Raw genomic sequence first — 16,797 nt, 5'->3', positions numbered from 1 at the left:
TTGTCCTAGCTGCGGGGCGTGGGGCGGTCAACGTCGGGGCGCCTCAGCAGGGTCAGGATGCGACCATCCAGGATCGCAAGTCCGAGGGCCAGCACTGCAAAGCCGACAAAGGCATTGGGCGACAACGCCTCGCTCCTGACGACGGCGCCCAGCACAATAGCGACGGGCGGGATGACAAGCGTGACCAGCATCAAATTGCTGGATCCGGCCATTCCCAGCACCCGGTAATAGAGCAGGTAGGCCCCGGCGGTGGCTATGATGGCGTAGTAGGCAATGGCTAGGATCGTATCGCCCTGCAGATCAAGGGTGATTGGGCCGTCAACCACCCAGGCCAGCGGCACAGTGATCAAAGTGGAGCCTGTCAACATGCCCGCTGCTGCCACCTGTGGGGCCAAGCCGCCCAGAAACCGCCGCGCCCAGACCCCGGCAAGCGCGTAGCTGACCGTACCAGCAATAATGGCCAGTTGCGCGACGCTTCGCAGGTCGAAGGATCGGAAGTTGTCCAGTCCAATCGCGGTCGCCACGCCAAAGAAGCCCAGTGCGACGCCCACCGCCTTGCGGGCCGTGATCCGCTCGTCCGCGAAAAACAGTGCGGCAGCAATCACGCCGAAGATGGCGGTGGCTGCGTTCAGGATCGACGTCAGCCCCGTCTCGATATGCAGTTGGCCCCACGCCATGAGGCCGAACGGGATGACGTTGTTCAAAAGGCCCATGCCAAGGAACGCCGCCCAAATGCGCGGATCGCGCGGCACAGGCAGGCGGGATACCGCAACGATGATCCACAGCACGCACATGGCCCAAAAAGTGCGATGCGCCACACTGGTCAGCGGGTCGATCTCGTCCAATGCGATGCGGATCGACAGAAAGGATGCGCCCCAGATTATCCCGAGAAGGATCATTTCTGCCCAGGCGCGGCCAGAGAGTGTCTTTTGCGGTGTCATGCCCGCACCCTGTCAGTGATGTGCAGCCCAAGCCACCCGGAACCTGCGCAAAGAAAAACCCCGCCCGAAAAGGGGCGGGGTCTCGTGATCTGTCCCCGCGGGGACAGATTTAGAATGTGAAGTCGACCTTGAACCCGACCGCAACCGACGAGTTGTCGGTGAACGAAGCAACCGGCTGGCCGCCAACTTCGGGGCGGGCGTCGCCCAGCCACGAGTAGTTGATGCCGCCCGAGATCGTCATGTTGTCCTGTGTGTAGCGACCACCGATTGAGATGCCGAACAGACCGTCGGTTGGGCCCAGCGGTGAGACGAGGTCATCATCGCCTTCGGGCTCGTAGGAAAAGGTGAGCGAGCCCGAAAAGTTCTCGGTGAAGCGACGCCCGACGCCAAGGGTGAAGCGTTCGCCGTCATCAAGGTTCACAAGGTCGGATTGCAAACCGGTCGGAATGAGGTCAACGGCGTCGAAGTCGGTCCAGCGGTAGGATGCCGTCAGAAGCGTATCCTTGGCGATACCGGTCTGAAAGTCGATGTTCACGGATTCCGGTGTTTCGAAGTTGACGACGCCGGGCACTGGATTGCCAAGGATCTGCTCAGTTGTGTTTGCAGTGTAGTCGATGGAGGAATGGTAAGTGAGAGCTAGGCGCAACGCGATCTCTGGGATCTCATACGCCGCACCGATCAACCAACCGTATTCTGTTTGCGCGTCCTGACTGTAGGAATAGCCGTTGTCTCCTAAAAAAGCATTTGACGCACCAGTGAACCCCGCTTGCAGGTTCGAGAACGTACCGGCGCCATACACGTTGTCAATACTGGCCACAATGGTGCCGAGGGCTACAAGGTCACCCGCTGCTTGTGCGGCTTGGGCACGGGACAATGCAGATCCAATCTCGGCCCCCGACAGGGTGGGTACGCCCGGGGGGAGGCTGCTGTTGAAAGTGCGTGCAGTCCCTCCAGCTGCAATAGCGTTGCGGTACGCCACGCCGTTCAGGTTGACGCTCGCGCGCACGGTCTGGGCTTGGATGCCGCCGAACAGGCTGAAACGTGGGCTGAACTGATACTTACCGACAAGCTTGTAAGCCTCACTCGACAGGTCTGCCGCGGTTCCACCCAGCGTGCTGGCCGTGGGATCGGTATTATAGAAAACATCCGCACCGAACGGTTGATCCGTAATGAAGCCCAGGGTGAAGTTTTCACCGAAATCCTTGGTGAAGCTCAGAACCGTCTGCTCATAGCTTTCGCCGACGTCATAGCTTGCGCCCAACGCATCTGTGCCAGTTACACTGGGCGACACGTGCGAAAACGTGAAGCTGAGCGTGTTGTCAGGCGCAAAGATTGACGAGACATTCTGGAACGACCGGTCAAGGCCAGCCGCGTAAACGGACGTGGATGACAGCAGCAGCGCTGTCGCCGCGAGGGCGCGGGTTTTCATGATGTTTCCTCCCAAAAGCCGCGCAGTGTGGGTGTCGAGTGAGTGCGCGTTGGGACCGTATAAGCCGGTTTCAAGAGGGGTGCGTCAATATTGACGCTAGGGCAGACCGCGCCACGTGACGGAGCGTCACAAGTCTGTGACATTCAGGTCACAGCGGTTTGGATTGCCGCGATTCGACCAGAATGTTCACGTAGTTGCCAGCAAAAATGATCGCGGCCCCCAGGAAAACCCAGATATCGACAGCTTCACCGTAGACCAGCATTCCAATGACGGCGATGGTCGGCAAGCGTATGAAATCTATTGGCACAACCACCGTTGCGGGCGCAATCGCCAGGGCGTTCGTCAGGCAATAATGCGCCAGCAGGCCGGCGCATCCGATCAGAAAGACCCAGGGCCCTGTTTGCATGTCCGGCAGTGCGATGTCACCGTCATAGCCCGCCATCACGATCCCCATAACCAATTGCATGCTGGTCAGCCAGAACAGAATCGATGCGATGCCCTCGTGCCGTGTCAGCCGTTTGGTCAGCATTATGGTCAGTGCAAAGAATATGGCAGAGGAGGCTGCTGTGACGACACCAGCGTTGAGGCCAGCCATGTCCGGGCGCGCCACGATCAGAATGCCGATGAACCCCATGATCGCTGCCATGGCCCGCACCGCGGTCAACCGTTCCCCCAGCACGAGGGGGCTGAGCACGATCACCCAGATCGGGGAGGTAAACTCCAGCGCAAAGACCTGCGCCAGCGGAATGACGGTAACGGCATAGAACCAAAGGTTCTGACCCGTGAAATGCGCGAGGTTCCGCACAAGGTGGGTTCCGAGGTGGTCGGTGCTGATGCTGCGCCACGCACCGGTGGCTGCGACGAGGGCGCAGACCACGATCACACCGACAAAGCTGCGGTACATCATGATCTCGAACGTATCGAGGCTGTCCGACACCTCGCGCCCGGCAACAGCCATGGCCGAAAACGATGCGATGGATCCTGACATCCACAGGGCGGCCCTGAGAACGGGGCTCATGGCATGCCTTTGATCTTATAGTCGCGCGCGATCCCGGCGGTTTCGCGTGCCCAGTCTGATGCGGCGGCGCGGGCCTGATGCGCCTCGAACGCGGCGGGGTCGGTGAATTCCTCTGACACGGTCCAGACCAGCGGGTCGTCCGTTGCCAAGACGTCGAAGCGCATGCAGCCCGGTTCGGCCTTGGTCAGCCGAATATGCTCGGGCAAGGCGGCACGCACACGCGCGGCTTCATCCTCTGACGCGCAGCGCAGGAGACCGTCAAGGGTTACTCCCATTCGATGGTGCCCGGCGGTTTCGATGTGATGTCGTAAGTCACCCGGTTGATCCCCGGCACCTCGTTGATGATCCGCGTCGCGGTCTCACCCAGAAAATCGTGGCTGAAGGGATAGTAATCCGCTGTCATGCCATCGACGGAGGTGACGGCGCGCAGAGCGCAGGCGTAATCATAAGTGCGTCCGTCGCCCATCACGCCCACTGTGCGAACAGGAAGGATTGCACAGAAGGCCTGCCAGATGTCGTCATAGAGCCCGTGCTTGCGGATCTGGTCGATATAGACAGCGTCGGCTTCGCGCAGGATCTCGAGCTTGGCGCGCGTGATCTCTCCGGGACAGCGGATGGCGAGACCGGGGCCGGGGAAGGGGTGACGTCCGATGAAGTGGTCGGGCAGTCCCAACTCGCGGCCCAAGGCGCGAACCTCATCCTTGAAGAGCTCGCGTAGGGGTTCGACAAGCTTGAGCCCCATCTTCTCCGGCAGACCACCGACGTTGTGGTGTGACTTGATCGTGACCGATGGCCCGCCGCTGAACGACACGCTTTCGATGACGTCGGGGTAGAGCGTGCCTTGCGCCAGAAACTCGGCACCCTCGATCTGGTCGGCATATTTCTGGAACACGTCGATGAACAGGCGCCCGATGATCTTGCGCTTGGTTTCGGGGTCGGATTGTCCGTCAAGTTCACCGAGGAACAATTCGGTTTCGTCCGCGTGAATCACTTGCAGGTTCATGTGGTCGCGGAACATGCCAACGACCTCGTCTGCCTCGTTCTTACGGAGCAGACCGTGATCGACGAACACGCATGTGAGCTGATCGCCGACTGCCTCATGGATCAGCGCGGCCGCAACCGAACTGTCGACACCACCGGAGAGGGCGCAGATGACCTTCTTGTCGCCGACCTCGTCACGGATACGCTGCACCGCTTCCTCGCGGTAGGCGCCCATGGTCCAGTCACCAGTAAAGCCCGCCAGCTTCACGAAGTTTTCGTAAAGCGTTGCGCCTTTGGGCGTGTGGTGCACCTCTGGATGAAACTGCACGGCGTAGAAGTGGCGCGATGTGTCCGCCGTGATCGCAAAGGGCGCATTGGGGGACGTGCCGTAAACCTCAAAACCGGGCGCCAGTTTCGACACGTGGTCGCCATGGCTCATCCACACCTGCTCGCGCCCGTCGTTAAACCAGCCCTTGAGCAGATCAAGCTGTCCGGCGGGTGTGACGAAGGCGCGCCCAAACTCGGCCGTGCCGCCGCCGCCCGAGATTTTGCCGCCATCGACCTGGCCACCCAGTTGCTGCATCATTGCTTGCTGGCCGTAGCAGATACCAAGAACCGGGACGCCCATGTCCCAAAGTGCTTCCGGCGCGCGGGGCGAGCCGGGGCGCGTCACGCTGTCAGGCCCGCCGGACAGGATGACGGCCTTGGGTGCCATGTCGCGCAGGCTGGCGTCCGTGACGTTTTGATAGGGATGGATTTCGCAATACACATCCAGCTCCCGTAGGCGGCGGGCAATCAGCTGCGTCACCTGGCTGCCGAAGTCGATGATGAGAAGGCGGTCGTGGCTCTGATCGGTCATGGGGCTGCAATAGGCTTGTGGGCGAGGGGTGGCAAGCGTTGGACTGGGGGCCAGCCCCCAGACCCCCGGGATTTTTTTGAAACAGGGAAGGGTCATGTCGCTTTTTTCCCTCGGGGGGCGCTATGAGCCTGCGCGTCATGCTGCGATGCGGTAAGCAAGGGCGCACCTGGTCATGTGGAAAAGGGGATGGATCATGGTCGAAGCAGCGACACGCAGACGTGGACGTGGTGGGGGCGGTGCCGCCCGCCGGGCCGAGCGCAGTGCCGTGTCGTTCGAAACGGCCCGCTTTATCGAGCGCAATATCCCCAACTTTGAGGTGCTGACCGAGGAAGCGCTGGAGATCATCGAGCACAATGCTGAAACGGTGCTGGAGGAGATTGGGGTGAATTTCCCCGACAATCCCGCAGCACTTGATCGTTGGCGGGAGGCCGGCGCCGATGTGAGTGGCGAGCGGGTGCGCATACCGCGCGGCCTGGCGCGCAAGCTGTGCGCGACCGCACCGTCCTCGTATACCCAGCATGCCCGCAACCCGGCGCGGTCCGTCGAAGTGGGCGGCAAGAACCTTGTACTGGCCCCGGTCTATGGCCCACCCTTTGTCCGTGATGCCGACGGCGGCCGTCGCTATGCGACGATGGAGGATTTCCGTAATTTCGTGAAGTTGGGCTATATGTCCAAGTGGCTGCACCACTCCGGCGGTACCGTGTGCGAACCCACGGATGTGGCGGTGAACAAGCGTCATCTCGACATGCTGCATGCGCACATGACGCTGTCAGACAAACCCTTCATGGGATCGGTGACAGAACCCAGCCGCGCCCGCGATTCGGTCGAGATGGCCGAGATTGTCTTCGGCAAAGATTTCGTCACACGGAAAACCGTGATGACATCGCTGATCAACATCAACTCGCCGATGACGTTCGACGATGTGATGATGGGCGCGCTGGAGGTCTATGCACAATCGAACCAAGCCTGTATCATCTCGCCCTTCATCGTGGGCGGGGCGATGGCTCCGGTGTCGGTGGCAGGCACCCTGACGCAGGTTCTGGCGGAGGTTCTGGCCGGGATCGCCTATTCACAGCTCTGCCGGGAAGGTGCGCCCGTGATCATGGGCGCGTTCGTGACGTCAATCGACATGAATTCAGGTGCGCCCACCTTTGGCACGCCAGAAGCGGCGCATATCACCTATGGCGCGGGTCAACTGGCGCGGCGATTGGGTTTGCCGTTCCGGTCGGCAGGATCGTTCTGTGGCTCGAAGCTGCCGGATGCGCAGGCCGCGTATGAAACGGCAAATTCGCTGAACATGGGGCTGCTGGCTGGCGTGAATTTCATGTTGCACGCCTGCGGCTGGCTCGAAGGCGGATTGGTCAGTTCCTACGAGAAATTCGTCATGGATGCCGACCAGCTTGGCACGTTGCACCACCTGGCGGCGGGTGTTCAGGTGGATGAGAATGCGCAAGCCATGGATGCCATCCGCGAGGTGGGGCCGGGCGGGCACTACCTGGGGTGCGCCCATACGCAGGCGAATTTCAAGAACGCGTTCTGGAAGTCGGACGTCCTCGACTACAAGCCGTTCGAGACTTGGGAAGACGAGGGCGCGCGTGACACAGCGCAGCTTGCAACGCTCCGGGTCAAGAAACTGCTGGCCGACTATCAGCAACCCGCCATGGACCCCGCCATACGCGAGGCCCTGGACGCTTACGTTGCTGAAAAGAAAGCGGCGGAGCCCGACAGTTTTATGTGATCAGGTCGCCAGTTCGCTTTGGGCGGCGCGCAGGATGCGGGCTTCGCCGACGATGGCAATCAGAACGTCGATGTGGCGCAGCAGGCTGTAGGACGAATCGTCAGAGATGCGTTGGGCGTTCAAATCGCCCTCGATCTCCATCAGGCGCATCAGGGCAGCACCGTGGCGCGGCAGTTGCCCGTACCCGAGCAGACGAGGCAGATGCGCACTGCGGCGGTAGTCTTCGGCACCGATTCGTGCCGCGCGCATCAGCAGGCGAGGGCGGCGCAGTGCGCTGAGCATCGTCAGAATATCTTGCATTTCCGGTCTCCTTTTCCCGTGCGTCGCTCCTTCCCCCGAAGCGCCGTTGCGATGACCATTGCACAACCTGAACGGGTGTTGCGTGCCGTGAACTGCGCCCGCACGTTCGTTTAGCAACTGTTTATCATTTAGAAACAATGCTGCTCATCAGGACGAATGTTAACGATCCAGTAATCAATGCAGCTTTAGGTTGTGTGGACAATCTTGTGGACAACCCGGTGCAAACTTCGTGACACACGGGGCCCGAAGGGAAGAAGGACGGACACTAGTGATGCGCAACAGCAATGCATTCTGCGCCACGGACCTGAACCTGCCGAACTGGGTTCCGGACGCGGCCGTACACTATTTGGCTCACACTGAGGCGGGATTGCCGATTCGGGAATTGGCGCGCAAGTCGGGCTGCCATGCCTCGACCGTGCTGCGCCAAATCAGGCGGTATGAGACGCGACGCGATGATCCACTGGTGGATGCCGTGTTGCGTAAGCTGGGTGCCACCGTTGGTCGTTCTTGTTCGTCTGCTGACCATCGGCCCAAGAAGGATGACGCTGATATGCAAACCGCTCGCGCACTCGACCACGACACGCCCCCAGAAACCGCAGCCATGACACAGGATGCTGTGCGCATTTTGCGCCGTCTGTGCGAAACCGGGGCGGTGCTCGCCGTTGCGGTCGACATGCAAAAGGCTGTTGTCGTGCGCGATGGTGTCTCTGGCACCAGCACCCGGACGGCCGTTGTCGACCGCAAAGTCGCCGAGGCGATGGCGCTGCAAGACTGGATTGCAGCGGAGCAGACAGGTCGTATCACCCGCTACAAAATCACGCCTGCCGGTCGCACCGCCTTGGCCGACATGATGGGCGAGGTTGAACAGGAGCAGCCCGGATTTGCCGAGGCTGCAACACCATTTGCGGACCAACACAGGCAGTGGGGCGAACGCACCGTACGCGACACCGAAACCGGCCAGCCGCGCAAGGTCCGCTACAATCTCGCGGAGTCGCCACTGACCGCGTTGGCACGGCGGCGTGACAAAGGCGGACAGCCCTTTCTGTCGGACGACCTGGTCACGGCTGGTGAGCGTCTGCGCGAGGATTTCGAACTGGCCCAGATGGGCCCGCGCGTGGCGCAGAATTGGGACCGTTTTCTGACCGGTGGCGGGCGTGGCGGCTTTGCCATGGACAGCGGCGTGGGCAATGGGCCTGAGGGCGCGCGCAACCGAGTTGCTGCAGCCTTGCGTGATCTTGGACCGGGGCTGTCCGACGTTGTTTTGCGCTGCTGTTGTTATCTTGAGGGGCTAGAAAGCGCCGAAAAGACACTCGGCTGGTCAGCGCGCTCGGGCAAGATCGTGCTCCGCATCGCGCTCATGCGGCTCAAGCAGCACTACGATGATACAACAGGACCGGGCGGCGGCATGATCGGCTGATCGTTTCGCCCGGTGACTGAGAATGGCGTCGCGCTCCTCCCGCGGCGCCATTTTTTGGGTTGATGACGACAAAACGCCGCTCTTTGCGCTCGGTCAAGGCACGAAACCGGGCGCGCGGCATAAGGTGATCTTGACCATGATGCATTTTCAGTGAGGCATTGCGCAGGATGATGTGTTTCCGACGGCTGGCACGCGCCGGCGCAACTGCCTGTGTGTTTGTTTCTTTAGCCTCCGCCGCTTTGGCGGAGTGGGAGGCTCACGGCTCTGTCGTCGCTGGTACGATGACCGAAGGCAGCTGGCACGAAACCGTCAACCCCAATCGTTTGCGGTTCGCAGACTCCCATATGGTCGGTGTGGCGGTCGGGGCGGACAGGGCCATCGGGGACAGCCGCTTTCGCTTTGGGGCCGAAGTGCAACTGTTGGGCCACTTTGGACATCAACACCATTTTGAGCTGAGCGTTCCGGTGGTCGTGCGCTACGAGCCCGAAAACCAGTCGGTCGTGAAGTCTTTGGCAGCCGGGCTCGGGCTGTCTTACGCCACCGACATCCCAGAGGTTGAGATTGACCGAAACGGCGCATCGCAACGTCTGTTTGTCCACTGGATGGCTGAGATCGAGTTCGACTTGCCCGATCCGGCTTTTACGTCCTTTGTGCGTTTGCACCACCGTTCGGATGGCTATGGGGTATTCGAAGTGGATGCAGGATCCACCGGTTTTGTCATTGGAGTGCGCAAGCGCTTTTGAGCCATACCAACCGTGTCTGCCACGGTGCGATCCGCCCAAGCATGTGCATAGCGGCCATGCGCCACGTGGTGTTTTTCGGCAGGTCACTTATGTTATCAATCAAATCAACGCGAAAACGACCTGGCAAAAACTATGCGCGACCTGAAGATCCCGGAGCAAAGACACCCTGAAAAGGCGCGGCGGCCCGACAATCCGCAGCCCAAGAAACCGGACTGGATCCGGGTCAAGGCCCCGGTGAGCAAAGGGCACAAAGACACTCACAAGATCATGCGTGACAACGGCCTTGTCACCGTGTGTGAAGAAGCAGGTTGCCCAAACGTGGGCGAGTGCTGGAGCCAGGGCCACGCCACCATGATGATCATGGGAGAGGTCTGCACCCGCGCCTGTACATTCTGCAATATCGCAACCGGCAAACCGCCCGAAGCACTGGATGCGTTCGAGCCAGGGCGCGTTGCCCATGCCGTGGAAAAACTGGGTCTGAACCATGTTGTTGTCACTTCTGTCGACCGCGACGATATCGAAGACGGCGGCGCCGAGCATTTTGCCCAGACCATCCGCGCCATTCGCCACCGTAGCCCGGGCACGACCATCGAAATCCTGACGCCGGATTTCATCCGCTGTGATCCTTCGGTGCTGGAAGTGGTGGTAGAAGCACGTCCGGACGTCTTCAACCACAACCTTGAGACGGTGCCGGGCCTCTACCCCGAGGTGCGGCCTGGCGCGCGGTATTTCCACAGCCTGCGCCTGTTGCAGCGCGTCAAGGAACTGGATCCGACGATGTTCACCAAGTCTGGTATTATGGTCGGCTTGGGCGAAGACCGGCAGTCGGTCATCCAGGTGATGGAGGACATGCGCGCGGCAGACATCGACTTCCTGACCATTGGCCAATACCTGCAACCCACGCCGAAACACCATCGCGTGGACCGGTTCGTCCATCCGGACGAGTTCGCGTCTTATGAGAAAGCGGCCTATGGAAAAGGGTTCCTAATGGTATCCGCGACGCCGTTAACCCGCTCGTCCTATCATGCGGGTGATGATTTTGCTCGCTTGCGTGCAGCGCGGCAGGCAAAATACGGGTAAGGTATACGCACGACAGCCACTTTAACGTTCGTATCTGCGACGCAGAGCGGCTGATGCGCTGTCAGATGTGCAGTGCATCTTTGCTCTGCAGGGGTGCTTGCAGTACCCGCTGCGGCTTCCCAAAGGCGCTGTTTTCAGTACTTAAATCGCGATCCCTTACATCGCGGACCCTTGGTTTGGCGCACGCACGGTACCGTTTTTCGTGTGATTTTACAATGGGATACCACCTAAAGGTGAGGCAATTCCGCTTGACAGTGTCGATGCCCGCGGCGCATAGCGAAAGAGCGGGACCTACACTAGGGAGTGTGCCCCATGACAGACCCTGCGGAAACCGTCACCCTGCTCGAAGCCTTGATTGCAGAGCTAGACCCCCGCAAAAACGAGGTGGCGATCGCGCATCTTCAGGATGCCATCGACGCACTTGATGCGACGTCTCAGGGCGATGAAACCCGCTATGCAAAGTCGGGCAATATCGTGGATGGGCGGGTCAAGAAAAAGGGTAAGGTCCGCCTTTTCAAGTGAAACGCACCTTCCCGATATACGGGAGGTTGCGGTTGCGTTGCGCGTAGTCGATCCCGTAGCCCACGACAAATTCATCGGGGATCTCAAAGCCCGTCCAATCCGCTTTTACCTCGACCTCGCGCCGGCTCGGCTTGTCCAATAGCGCAATGGTGCGCAACTTGGACGGTTTGCGGCCTTTCAGCAGGCGGATCACGTGCTGCATGGTAAAACCGGTGTCGACGATATCTTCGACCACCAGCACATCGCGCCCTTCAATCGCGCCGCGCAAGTCCTTGAGAATGCGCACTTCCCGGCTGCTTTCCATGCCGTCGCCGTAGGAGGATGCCTCAAGGAAGTCGACCTCGATCGGCAGGTTCAGCTCGCGCACCAGATCGGCGATGAAGACGAAAGAGCCCCGCAACAGACCCACGACGACCAGCTTGTCAGTGCCTGCAAATTCATCCTGGATTTCGTCGCACAACGTCTCGATCCGGGCCGCGATGGCCTTGGCCGAGATCATCTGGTCTATGACATATGGCCGCTCTGACATCTGTGTCCCCTTGATTTCATTGGGCATTCGGGACACATGCCACGCACACGCGTTCCAAGGCCCTGTTTACCGCAATGCCCACCCATTCCGAAACCCGCTTCCTGCCCTACAGCCCGCAGCAGATGTACGATCTGGTCGCTGATGTCGGCAAATACCCGCAGTTTCTGCCCTGGTGCGCGGCCGCCCGCGTGCGGACTGTCACACCAAAAGGTGACAGTGAGGTGATGGAGGCCGACCTGGTCATCAGTTTCAAGGTGTTTCGCGAACGCTTCGGCTCGCGCGTGGTGCTGTATCCGGAGGCAAAGAAGATCGACACCGAATACCTTGATGGTCCGTTCCGCTATATGAAATCCAACTGGGCCTTTGCCGAAGCGGATGGTGGCTGCGACGTGTCGTTTTTCGTGGACTTCGAGTTCAAGAATGCGATCCTTCAGGGCATCATCGGCGTTGTGTTCAACGAAGCCATGCAGCGCATCGTGCGGGCGTTCGAGCGGCGGGCGGCGGAGCTTTATCGCTAGGCTGCGGCCCGGTTGCGGATCGGCCCTTCGGGGAGGATTTTTTGAAACAGGGAAGTTTGGATATCACCGCGCTGCTGCTTGCCTATGCGCAAGCCGATCCGCCGGAGGATGTGCGGGCCGTGATGCGGCTGTCCTTGCTGGATTGGGCGGCGTGCGGGATTGCCGGACATCGAGAAGGGGCATTTCGCCCATGGGCCGATGCGCTGACCGGGCAGGGGCCCGCGACACGTTTTGATCGTGCAGGGGCCATGGTGGCAGAGGCGGCATTGGTGAATGGCACGCTGTCGCACGCACTGGATTACGACGACACCCATTTTGCGCATATCGGCCACCCATCGGTCGCGGCGGTTCCGGCGGCTCTGGCCATTGCCGAGGCGACCGGCGCGTCTCTTGCCCACATGATCGACGCCGCACTCGTCGGGGCCGAAGCTTCTATCGCCGTCGGTCTGTGGCTCGGGCGTGACCACTACGAGATTGGCTTTCACCAGACGGCTACAGCAGGGGCGTTTGGTGCCACGGTCGCAGCCAGTCGGCTGCTTGCATTGTCGGATGATCAGTCGGCGCACGCGCTTGGTCTGTGCAGCACGATGGCATCCGGGCTGAAGTCGCAGTTCGGGACCATGGGCAAGCCATTGAACGCCGGGTTGGCCGCGCGCACCGGTGTTGAGGCGGCGCTGTGGGCGCAGGCCGGGATGACGTCAGCCGCCGACGGTCTGGCCGAACCTTTGGGTTTTGGCGCGACGCATCACGGAGCGGGGGCTGACGTGCCCTTTGCCTGGCGCATGGGGGCGGTCAGTCACAAGTTCCATGCCTGTTGCCACGGTTTGCACGCGGCGTTGGAAGCCGTACGGGATGTGGAGCTGCGCGCAGCAACCGCGGTTGTCGTCCACACGCACCCGCGCTGGATGTCCGTCTGCAACCAGATGTCCCCGTTCACCGGACTGGGTGCCAAGTTTTCGTACCGTCACGTGCTGGCTATGGCGGCGCATGACCAGGATACCGGCAACATCGCCGCCTTTTCGGACGACTGCGCGGCGGATCCCGCCCTTGTTGCGTGGCGCGACCGGGTACTAGTGAGTGCGGATGACAGCCTGACCGAGATGCAGGCGCGCGTTGTCGTGGATGGCGTGGTGCATGCGCATGACCTTGATGCGCCCTTGCCTTTGGACATGCGGCAGGCCCGGATCGCGGCAAAAGCCCGCGCGCTGGTGGGCGCACGGGCGGATGAGATTGCGCAGGCCATCGCAGACGACGACCTGACGCGTTTTGCTCAGCTGCTGACGTCGTAGGCGCGCTCGCCGTGGACGGCGAGGTCGAGGCCGTTGACTTCGGTCTCTTCATCCACGCGCAGCGGTGTGATGGTCCGCACCACGAAGATCAGCACCACGGTGACAACGGTGGTAAAGACACCGACAATCACAAGCGAGCCGAGCTGTGCCGCCCATGTGCCCGCGCCAAATGCCGCGATCATGATCGTGCCGAAGATGCCACCGACGCCATGCACGGCAAAGACATCCAGCGTGTCGTCGATTTTCAGCACATTGCGGATCATCGTCACCGCCTCCTGACAGAGGACACCTGCGACTGCGCCGATGATCAGCGCCTCGACCGGGCCCACGAAACCGGAGGCCGGTGTGATCGACGCGAGGCCTGCGATTGTGCCCGTGACCATACCCACAAGTGAGGCCTTACCGAACTTGATCCGTTCCCACAGCGCCCAAGTCAGCGACGCGGTTGCGGCCGAGATGTGCGTGACCGTCAGCGCCATGGCGGCGCCGCCGTCAGCCGCCAGTTGCGATCCGCCGTTGAAGCCGAACCAGCCGACCCACAGCAGAGCTGCGCCCATCATCACCATGCCGGGATTATGAGGTGGCGTTGTCTGGTTCTTGCGGGCGCCCAGAAACACGGCGAGGATAAGCGCGGCAATGCCCGCGGTTTCGTGCACGACAATGCCGCCCGCAAAGTCACGCACGCCCGTCTCGCCAAAGATACCGCCATCGGCCAGCATCCCGCCGCCCCACACCCAATGCACGACAGGCGCATAGCACAAGAGCATCCAGAGCCCCGAGAATAGCAGGACAAAACCAAAGCCGATCCGCTCCACATAGGCGCCAACGATCAGCGCGGGCGTGATGATCGCAAAGGTCATCTGGAAGGCAAAGAACAGCACTTCGGGCAACGTGCCCGACAGGCTGTCCGCATCCACACCGCTCAGCAGCAGCTTGTCGAGGCCACCCCAAAGCCCTGTGTCGCCCCCGCCAAAAGCGATCGAGTAGCCCACGACAAACCACAGCACACTCATCAGGCAGGCGATGGCATAGCAGTGCATGAAAACGCTCAGCACGTTGCGGGCGCGTACGAGCCCTCCGTAAAACAGCGCAAGGCCCGGCAAAGTCATCAGCAGCACCAGTGCAGTTGCCACGATGATCCAGGCGGTATCGGCTCCGTTCATTGTCCCCTCCGGTTTTTTTATGTGCAGGCGCCTCTGACGGAGGACTGTTGTCGAAAAAAGAGGCAAGTGACGTCAAGGCCGCCCTTTTCGAGGGCATTTTGCATTTTGATTATTATTTATGCGAAAAAGGCGCTTGTGTGGTTAAATAGTAAACGAAGCGGAAAGATCGCTACATCCCTTCTAGGGCCTGTTTGAGCAGTATCAGCGCATGATCGCGTGCCGCCAAGCGTACTTTGTCGCGCCCCAAGGCGCCAAATTCTACCGTTTCGACATGCAAGCCGTTCCGATTGGCGACACCAAAGCACACCCGGCCCTCGGGTTTGAACTCTGACCCGCCGGGCCCCGCGATGCCCGTGATCGACACGGCAAGCTGAACGGGCGCGTGCGCCAGTGCGCCGCGCGCCATCTCTGCGGCCACCTCTTCGCTGACCGCACCATGTGCGTCCAGCGTGTCCTCGCGAACGCCCAGCATCTCGATCTTGGCGCGGTTCGTGTAGGTGACAAACCCGCGTTCGACGACGGCGGACGAGCCGGGCACGTCCGTCAGCTCTGCCGCCACCAGTCCACCGGTACAGCTTTCTGCCGTCGCCAACATGACCTGCCGTTCCTTTGCAAGATCAAGCACGTCTGTGGCCAGCGTCATCGCATCAAAACCCCATGTGCAAGGGCGGCCAGAGCGAGCACACCAACCGCTGCAAAGACGCCTGCGATCACATCATCCAGCATCACCCCCAACGCATCGCCGCGCCGGTCCGCCCAGCCGACAAGCCAGGGCTTCCAGATGTCGAACAGCCGAAACAGGAGAAAGGCCGCGACCCAGCCCGGCCACATCGCCAGAATGTCGATACCCCGATCCCAGGCCGCATAGCTGAGGGGGAACAGGGCGATCCACTGGCCCACCACTTCATCTGCGACAATCTCCGACGGGTCATGGTCTGCGCCGCCTGCCGTCATCCGTGCTGTGGCCCACAAGGCTGCCGCAAAATACGCGGCCGCCGCAACTGCAAGCAGCGGAAATCCCCCTATAACGTGCAACAGCCAGGCCAGCGGCAACGCAAAGAGCGACCCCCACGTGCCCGGCGCGGGCCGCAAGTAGCCGACGAAACAGGCCGTGCCCAGAATGCGGGCCATCATGGCTTGATCAACGCGGCAGTGGCGATGCAGGCGATCCCTTCGCCGCGCCCGGTGAAGCCCAGGCGCTCCGACGTGGTCGCCTTGACGGACACCCGGTCACGCTCAAGCCCCATGATCTCGGCCATCGCGGTGCGCATGCGTTCGGCATGGGGGCCGATCTTGGGCGCTTCGCAGATCAGCGTGCAATCCACGTTGGAAATCTCAAACCCCATTTCCGCCGCCAGTGCCACCGCATGGCGCAGAAAGATGTCGCTTGCCGCCCCCTTCCATTGCGGATCACTGGGTGGAAAATGCTGGCCAATGTCCCCCTGCGCCAGCGCGCCATAGATCGCGTCGGTCACCGTGTGCATGCCAACATCCGCATCCGAATGTCCGACAAGCCCAGCGTCATGCGGCACCTGCACGCCGCACAGCGTGACATGATCGCCGGGGCCAAAGGCATGCACGTCAAATCCGTTGCCCAGTCTAATGTCCATCGCGCCCTCGCAAGATCCGCTCGGCCCGGGCAAAATCCGCGGGCAGGGTAATTTTCAGATTGTCTTCATCACCCGGCACAATGGCAACCGCAAGGCCGTGCGCTCGGGCAACTTCCACGTCATCCGCCGCGCCGCCCGCATGGGCCGTATGCGCCGCACGGATCGCATCCAGGTGAAACCCCTGCGGTGTCTGCGCGCGGTAAAGCCCGTTGCGATCCTGTGTGCCGGTCACATGCCCATCCGTTCCGGTCCACAGCGCGTCTGTGACGGACAGTGCGGGGGCAGCACCCGATGTGGTTTCGAGCGCTGCAATCACATTCGAAATGGTGTCTGCCGTCACCAGCGGTCGCGCGACATCGTGAATCAATACGACATTTGAACGGCGCACGGCGTCCAGTCCCTGACGCACCGAAGCTGCCCGCTCGGCCCCACCTTCAACAATAGTCACAGTGTCCGTCTCCAGCCCATCCAGCCTGCCGTGATCCTGCGGGTTGATCACCAGCACGATCTCGGAAATCTCGGGGTGGCGGGCAAATGCGTCCAGCGTATGGGCCACGATCGGACGGCCGCCCAGCATCTGCCACTGCTTTGGCACATCCCCCCCGGCGCGAACCCCTCGGCCCGCTGCAACGATCACGGCAGCGGCACCATTCATCGCAG

19 protein-coding genes are annotated in these 16,797 nt (G+C 61.2%); 7 read left to right on the top strand and 12 right to left on the bottom strand.

The features are described 5' to 3' along the window. Positions 1-5: 5 nt before the first annotated feature. The 5 genes from FD715_RS04010 to guaA all read right to left on the bottom strand — a co-directional run bounded on the left by FD715_RS04010 (position 6) and on the right by guaA (position 5,228). The gene (locus tag FD715_RS04010) at positions 6-941 is read right to left on the bottom strand and encodes a DMT family transporter (RefSeq protein WP_147105602.1); all 936 of its coding nucleotides are present in this window, start codon (positions 939-941) and stop codon (positions 6-8) included. 109 nt (positions 942-1,050) lie between these two features. Continuing rightward, positions 1,051-2,370, bottom strand: a complete 1,320-nt coding sequence (locus FD715_RS04005) for a hypothetical protein (protein WP_147105599.1) — start codon at positions 2,368-2,370, stop codon at positions 1,051-1,053. A 148-nt stretch (positions 2,371-2,518) separates the two neighbouring features. Beyond that, complete coding sequence (locus tag FD715_RS04000) at positions 2,519-3,388, bottom strand: DMT family transporter (RefSeq protein WP_147105596.1); 870 nt, start codon at positions 3,386-3,388, stop codon at positions 2,519-2,521. Then, on the bottom strand, positions 3,385-3,663 hold the full coding sequence (locus tag FD715_RS03995; protein WP_147105593.1) for a putative quinol monooxygenase: 279 nt from the start codon (positions 3,661-3,663) through the stop codon (positions 3,385-3,387). Before FD715_RS03995 ends, FD715_RS04000 begins: the two co-directional genes overlap by 4 nt. Next, positions 3,654-5,228: a glutamine-hydrolyzing GMP synthase gene (guaA, locus tag FD715_RS03990; protein WP_147105591.1), complete on the bottom strand. Its 1,575-nt coding sequence runs from the start codon at positions 5,226-5,228 to the stop codon at positions 3,654-3,656. The genes FD715_RS03995 and guaA overlap by 10 nt, the downstream gene beginning before the upstream one ends. Before the next feature lie 193 nt (positions 5,229-5,421). Here guaA and FD715_RS03985 point away from each other — a divergent pair, with 193 nt between their 5' ends. Next, entirely contained in the window at positions 5,422-6,966 is a 1,545-nt protein-coding gene (locus FD715_RS03985) for a trimethylamine methyltransferase family protein (protein WP_147105588.1), read from the top strand. Here the strand turns inward: FD715_RS03985 and FD715_RS03980 are convergent, their stop codons facing one another. Next, entirely contained in the window at positions 6,967-7,266 is a 300-nt protein-coding gene (locus FD715_RS03980) for a DUF6477 family protein (RefSeq protein WP_147105585.1), read from the bottom strand. It lies immediately after the preceding gene. 271 nt (positions 7,267-7,537) lie between these two features. On the opposite strand from FD715_RS03980, the gene FD715_RS03975 reads away from it, so the two are divergent. The 4 genes from FD715_RS03975 (at position 7,538) to FD715_RS03960 (ending at position 11,028) form a co-directional block, all read left to right on the top strand. Beyond that, the gene (locus FD715_RS03975; protein WP_147105584.1) at positions 7,538-8,683 is read left to right on the top strand and encodes a DUF6456 domain-containing protein; all 1,146 of its coding nucleotides are present in this window, start codon (positions 7,538-7,540) and stop codon (positions 8,681-8,683) included. Positions 8,684-8,850: 167 nt separating this feature from the next. Further along, positions 8,851-9,426, top strand: coding sequence for a hypothetical protein (locus FD715_RS03970; protein WP_147105581.1), 576 nt, complete (start codon positions 8,851-8,853; stop codon positions 9,424-9,426). Positions 9,427-9,558: 132 nt separating this feature from the next. Next, a complete protein-coding gene (gene lipA, locus FD715_RS03965; RefSeq protein ID WP_147105578.1) occupies positions 9,559-10,506 on the top strand; it encodes a lipoyl synthase in 948 nt (315 codons plus the stop codon). Between the two features lie 312 nt (positions 10,507-10,818). Continuing rightward, complete coding sequence (locus tag FD715_RS03960) at positions 10,819-11,028, top strand: hypothetical protein (RefSeq protein ID WP_147105575.1); 210 nt, start codon at positions 10,819-10,821, stop codon at positions 11,026-11,028. Here FD715_RS03960 and hpt read toward each other — a convergent pair. Continuing rightward, entirely contained in the window at positions 11,021-11,557 is a 537-nt protein-coding gene (hpt, locus tag FD715_RS03955) for a hypoxanthine phosphoribosyltransferase (protein ID WP_147105572.1), read from the bottom strand. The genes FD715_RS03960 and hpt overlap by 8 nt on opposite strands. A 74-nt stretch (positions 11,558-11,631) precedes the next feature. Here hpt and FD715_RS03950 point away from each other — a divergent pair, with 74 nt between their 5' ends. Both FD715_RS03950 and FD715_RS03945 read left to right on the top strand, forming a co-directional pair. Then, complete coding sequence (locus FD715_RS03950) at positions 11,632-12,075, top strand: type II toxin-antitoxin system RatA family toxin (RefSeq protein ID WP_147105570.1); 444 nt, start codon at positions 11,632-11,634, stop codon at positions 12,073-12,075. 41 nt (positions 12,076-12,116) lie between these two features. Then, positions 12,117-13,364: an MmgE/PrpD family protein gene (locus tag FD715_RS03945; RefSeq protein WP_223274728.1), complete on the top strand. Its 1,248-nt coding sequence runs from the start codon at positions 12,117-12,119 to the stop codon at positions 13,362-13,364. Here FD715_RS03945 and FD715_RS03940 read toward each other — a convergent pair. The 5 genes from FD715_RS03940 to ispD all read right to left on the bottom strand — a co-directional run bounded on the left by FD715_RS03940 (position 13,346) and on the right by ispD (position 16,792). Continuing rightward, a complete protein-coding gene (locus FD715_RS03940) occupies positions 13,346-14,527 on the bottom strand; it encodes an ammonium transporter (protein ID WP_147105567.1) in 1,182 nt (393 codons plus the stop codon). The two genes, FD715_RS03945 and FD715_RS03940, sit on opposite strands and share 19 nt — an antisense overlap. A gap of 169 nt (positions 14,528-14,696) precedes the next feature. Further along, a complete protein-coding gene (locus FD715_RS03935) occupies positions 14,697-15,170 on the bottom strand; it encodes a CinA family protein (protein ID WP_147105564.1) in 474 nt (157 codons plus the stop codon). Beyond that, a complete protein-coding gene (locus FD715_RS03930) occupies positions 15,167-15,658 on the bottom strand; it encodes a phosphatidylglycerophosphatase A (protein ID WP_147106691.1) in 492 nt (163 codons plus the stop codon). The genes FD715_RS03935 and FD715_RS03930 overlap by 4 nt, the downstream gene beginning before the upstream one ends. Further along, positions 15,658-16,137, bottom strand: coding sequence for a 2-C-methyl-D-erythritol 2,4-cyclodiphosphate synthase (gene ispF, locus FD715_RS03925; RefSeq protein ID WP_147105561.1), 480 nt, complete (start codon positions 16,135-16,137; stop codon positions 15,658-15,660). Before ispF ends, FD715_RS03930 begins: the two co-directional genes overlap by 1 nt. Further along, a complete protein-coding gene (gene ispD, locus FD715_RS03920) occupies positions 16,127-16,792 on the bottom strand; it encodes a 2-C-methyl-D-erythritol 4-phosphate cytidylyltransferase (RefSeq protein ID WP_147106689.1) in 666 nt (221 codons plus the stop codon). Before ispD ends, ispF begins: the two co-directional genes overlap by 11 nt. Between the last annotated feature and the right edge of the window lie 5 nt (positions 16,793-16,797).

The sequence above is a fragment of the Tateyamaria sp. syn59 genome, assembly GCF_007995245.1.
GTDB lineage: Bacteria > Pseudomonadota > Alphaproteobacteria > Rhodobacterales > Rhodobacteraceae > Tateyamaria.
This window is presented reverse-complemented; position numbering and strand designations above follow the sequence as displayed.

Excerpts from the sequence above, each read along its gene's own strand:
- FD715_RS04005 (WP_147105599.1), bottom strand. The coding sequence starts at position 2,370 with ATGAAAACCCGCGCCCTCGCGGCGACAGCGCTGCTGCTGTCATCCACG.
- FD715_RS03985 (WP_147105588.1), top strand. The coding sequence starts at position 5,422 with ATGGTCGAAGCAGCGACACGCAGACGTGGACGTGGTGGGGGCGGTGCC.
- ispD (WP_147106689.1), bottom strand. The coding sequence starts at position 16,792 with ATGAATGGTGCCGCTGCCGTGATCGTTGCAGCGGGCCGAGGGGTTCGC.
- FD715_RS03970 (WP_147105581.1), top strand. The coding sequence starts at position 8,851 with ATGATGTGTTTCCGACGGCTGGCACGCGCCGGCGCAACTGCCTGTGTG.
- FD715_RS03950 (WP_147105570.1), top strand. The coding sequence starts at position 11,632 with ATGCCCACCCATTCCGAAACCCGCTTCCTGCCCTACAGCCCGCAGCAG.
- FD715_RS04000 (WP_147105596.1), bottom strand. The coding sequence starts at position 3,388 with ATGAGCCCCGTTCTCAGGGCCGCCCTGTGGATGTCAGGATCCATCGCA.
- ispF (WP_147105561.1), bottom strand. The coding sequence starts at position 16,137 with ATGGACATTAGACTGGGCAACGGATTTGACGTGCATGCCTTTGGCCCC.
- FD715_RS03930 (WP_147106691.1), bottom strand. The coding sequence starts at position 15,658 with ATGGCCCGCATTCTGGGCACGGCCTGTTTCGTCGGCTACTTGCGGCCC.
- guaA (WP_147105591.1), bottom strand. The coding sequence starts at position 5,228 with ATGACCGATCAGAGCCACGACCGCCTTCTCATCATCGACTTCGGCAGC.
- FD715_RS03995 (WP_147105593.1), bottom strand. The coding sequence starts at position 3,663 with ATGGGAGTAACCCTTGACGGTCTCCTGCGCTGCGCGTCAGAGGATGAA.
- FD715_RS03980 (WP_147105585.1), bottom strand. The coding sequence starts at position 7,266 with ATGCAAGATATTCTGACGATGCTCAGCGCACTGCGCCGCCCTCGCCTG.
- FD715_RS03935 (WP_147105564.1), bottom strand. The coding sequence starts at position 15,170 with ATGACGCTGGCCACAGACGTGCTTGATCTTGCAAAGGAACGGCAGGTC.
- hpt (WP_147105572.1), bottom strand. The coding sequence starts at position 11,557 with ATGTCAGAGCGGCCATATGTCATAGACCAGATGATCTCGGCCAAGGCC.
- FD715_RS03940 (WP_147105567.1), bottom strand. The coding sequence starts at position 14,527 with ATGAACGGAGCCGATACCGCCTGGATCATCGTGGCAACTGCACTGGTG.
- FD715_RS03975 (WP_147105584.1), top strand. The coding sequence starts at position 7,538 with ATGCGCAACAGCAATGCATTCTGCGCCACGGACCTGAACCTGCCGAAC.
- FD715_RS03960 (WP_147105575.1), top strand. The coding sequence starts at position 10,819 with ATGACAGACCCTGCGGAAACCGTCACCCTGCTCGAAGCCTTGATTGCA.
- FD715_RS04010 (WP_147105602.1), bottom strand. The coding sequence starts at position 941 with ATGACACCGCAAAAGACACTCTCTGGCCGCGCCTGGGCAGAAATGATC.
- lipA (WP_147105578.1), top strand. The coding sequence starts at position 9,559 with ATGCGCGACCTGAAGATCCCGGAGCAAAGACACCCTGAAAAGGCGCGG.